At 58.2% G+C, this 2,659-nt stretch carries 4 protein-coding genes; all 4 read right to left on the bottom strand.

What is annotated here, in order from left to right; translation table 11 throughout:
* Positions 1–108: 108 nt before the first annotated feature.
* Entirely contained in the window at positions 109–486 is a 378-nt protein-coding gene (locus tag H8R02_RS29955; protein WP_187085692.1) for a transposase, read from the bottom strand.
* An 85-nt stretch (positions 487–571) separates the two neighbouring features.
* The gene (locus tag H8R02_RS29950) at positions 572–868 is read right to left on the bottom strand and encodes a helix-turn-helix domain-containing protein (protein ID WP_187085690.1); all 297 of its coding nucleotides are present in this window, start codon (positions 866–868) and stop codon (positions 572–574) included.
* A 4-nt stretch (positions 869–872) separates the two neighbouring features.
* Positions 873–1,184: a type II toxin-antitoxin system RelE/ParE family toxin gene (locus H8R02_RS29945; RefSeq protein WP_187085688.1), complete on the bottom strand. Its 312-nt coding sequence runs from the start codon at positions 1,182–1,184 to the stop codon at positions 873–875.
* Between the two features lie 134 nt (positions 1,185–1,318).
* Positions 1,319–1,780, bottom strand: coding sequence for a hypothetical protein (locus H8R02_RS29940; RefSeq protein WP_187085686.1), 462 nt, complete (start codon positions 1,778–1,780; stop codon positions 1,319–1,321).
* Between the last annotated feature and the right edge of the window lie 879 nt (positions 1,781–2,659).

Below are 2,659 nucleotides of genomic sequence, written 5' to 3'. Positions count from 1 at the left end.
TGAAGCGCCTGGACAAGGCAATCGGACTCGCATGGTCCGACGACGTGTTTACCGACGAGGTCAATGGGCCGGCATAGCCGAGCGCTGACCGCCAGCGTCAAGGTGCCATCACCGGACGCTTACCTTGGACCGGGAAGGCTTGCCGGTTTGCCTCGATGAAGCCGAAGACCTCATCTTTCGTTCGGAGGCAAACCGGATAGCTTTTTTTAGGATGTCGTGCTCCATCTGCAAGCGCTTGAACTGCTTCTCGACCTCACGCAGCCGTTGCAGCTCCGCGGTCTCCTGCGGCTGAAGTGGTGACGCATCGCCGACCAAGACACCGTCTCGCACCTGCTTTCGCCACTTGGACAGCATGAAAGGATGAATGCACAGCGACTCCGCCACATCCTTGATCAGCACCCCAGGCTGGTCACTCAATTGGACTGCCTTGAGTTTGAACTCCAAGCTGTATTGCTTGATCTTGGCTGGCCCGTTTCTCTTTGCCATTGACCACTCTCTCCGTTAGGTAAGAGTGTCCACTAAAGCGGTGCAAGCTCCTTGTCCGCGTTGACTCGCTTGTTATGTCTCATGCTCAGTGCTTGCCAGCGGCTGCTATCAGTGCCTTGGGATTGTCCCGCGCAATCGTCAGCAAGGTCCGCGCTGCACCACTAGGCTGCTTGCGCCCCTGCTCCCAGCCTTGCAGCGTGCGCACCGACACACCGAGAAGTTCTGCGAACTGCGACTGCGAAAGGCCCGTACGCTCGCGAGCTTCTGCTGCGGGCGAGTGGACCACTTTGGTCTTTCCCGCCTTCATTTGCTGCACAGACTCCAGCAATTCGGCAGCCAGGTCGCGCTTGGCCTCGTAGGCTCGTAGTTGCGCATCGCTCATGGGCTTAGCTTTCGAGGGCACGGCGAATCTCCTTCAGCTTGGCGCCCGAGAGGTTGTCTGTCTTCGCTTTCGCGTACAGCGTCAGAAGCACGACCTCTTCTTCGACTGTCCGCACGAAGTAGATGACACGAACCCCGCCAGACTTGCCACTACCAGCCCGCTTCCAGCGCACCTTGAAGATGCCTCCAGATTCGGGAACCACAACTCCGGCGTCTGGATACTCGGCAATGAACACCGCGAACTCTGCTCGCTCGTCCTCGGTCCAGTACAACGGCCATTGCTTCTGGAACAGGAGAGTTTCGACGACCGTGAGCATCCCTGACTATACGCCTAAGGCGCATAGCTGTCTAGAGCGTCACTGATGAGACATAACGTCGAGGTAAACGGCGCACAAGAACAGGTGCGACCGAAGGGAGCGGCCGCCCTTGTGCGTCCGTGTTGACCGCCTTGTTAGGCGCGGGCCTCAAAGGAGTCGACAAGTGCATAGAGAGTGCTCAGTTCGTCTTTCCGGCCAGAGTCGCCTTCGAGAAGGTCAATCTCGTAACGAACGCGATGAAATTCCGCTTCAGACCGAATCTTGCCGCGGGCCAGAACCTTCTTCAATCTCTCGGATTCGAGCACCATGAACTCCGGATAGACGGACAACACGGCGTTATGGAACGCGGCCGCAGCTTGTGCGCGCCACGCTGGCGCAACGCCTTGAATCAGTCCGGGCGTTTCTCGCAGACCCTGTTCAAGCCCGGCGCCGACCTGCGAGGCAGTAACCCTCGGATTTTGCGCGCGCGCGTTCGCGATGAACTCACGGGCACCAACTGATGTTCGATGGAGCGCTTGCGCCCGCTCATCCGGAATGGCAGCGATTGCAGCTCCGAAGCGCTCGTAAGCGGCCAGGATCTTCTCGGTCTTAGTCATCGCACGATGTTGCCGGCACGGCCTAACGTGAAGGTAACCGGCGCCTTGCGCCAGGAGCGTGCGAAGCGCGCGGACGCCGCAAGGCGTCCGAGTTGACTGACATGTTAGACGTCTTCACGCCACTTGCCCCGCAATGAGATGCGGAAGCCAAGGATTGATGTCTCGACCACGACCCTTCTGAAGCTGACGCTGAGCATCAGGAAACACATACGCCTTTGGGATAATCTTCCGATTGCTCAGAGCCTCGACCCATGGAACCGCTACGGCGGATTTCTTGACAAAGCGATCTAGCTTTCTCCACCACCCGAGCGCAGCTGGATGAGCAGGCTTTCCTATCGATCGATAGCGGTCGCCATCCCAAGTGAACTCAGATCGTGCGAGATTTCCCGGCGCTTCGCACCCGTCTTCCGCAAATTTGAATTTGAATGGCCCGGGCAAGTTTGCCCCGAACCAAGGCGATGTTGCTCCAGCGTAGGAGAGAGTCTGTGTCCATCCAGCAAAGGGGTCTGGAACTAGGGCATCGGGTACCTCGGGTCGACCCGATGGAATGTTGAGCGGACCTGCGGCAGGGTGCCACACCGCATATGACTGTTGTTCCACACGCTCGAGTTTTGGGACCGCTCTCCACTCGTATCGAAGGTCCAATTGGCGCACCTTCACGATCCAAGCCACTTCTTCTGAGTCGTTAATCCACCTTCGAATTGAGTCGAAGTCAGCGCGCGTTGCGTAGATCAGAATGTTAGCCACGCTGTCGTCTAACGAATGAAAGGGACTTCCCCGTCCCTGGGTGCCCGCGCAGTTGCGGAGTACGGCAACGAAGTGCCACGATGGGATTGTCGAAGTCTCATCAACCACCTGTGAGAGGGGAAGTCCATGGCC

The sequence above is a fragment of the Ramlibacter albus genome (assembly GCF_014297445.1).
Lineage (GTDB): Bacteria > Pseudomonadota > Gammaproteobacteria > Burkholderiales > Burkholderiaceae_C > Ramlibacter > Ramlibacter albus.
The sequence above is the reverse complement of the archived record's forward strand: the minus strand, read 5'-3'. Positions and strand labels throughout refer to the sequence as shown.

What these genes read in the sequence shown, in the direction of transcription:
- H8R02_RS29955 (WP_187085692.1), bottom strand. Translation starts at nt 486, where the DNA reads ATGGCAAAGAGAAACGGGCCAGCCAAGATCAAGCAATACAGCTTGGAG.
- H8R02_RS29950 (WP_187085690.1), bottom strand. Translation starts at nt 868, where the DNA reads ATGAGCGATGCGCAACTACGAGCCTACGAGGCCAAGCGCGACCTGGCT.
- H8R02_RS29940 (WP_187085686.1), bottom strand. Translation starts at nt 1,780, where the DNA reads ATGACTAAGACCGAGAAGATCCTGGCCGCTTACGAGCGCTTCGGAGCT.
- H8R02_RS29945 (WP_187085688.1), bottom strand. Translation starts at nt 1,184, where the DNA reads ATGCTCACGGTCGTCGAAACTCTCCTGTTCCAGAAGCAATGGCCGTTG.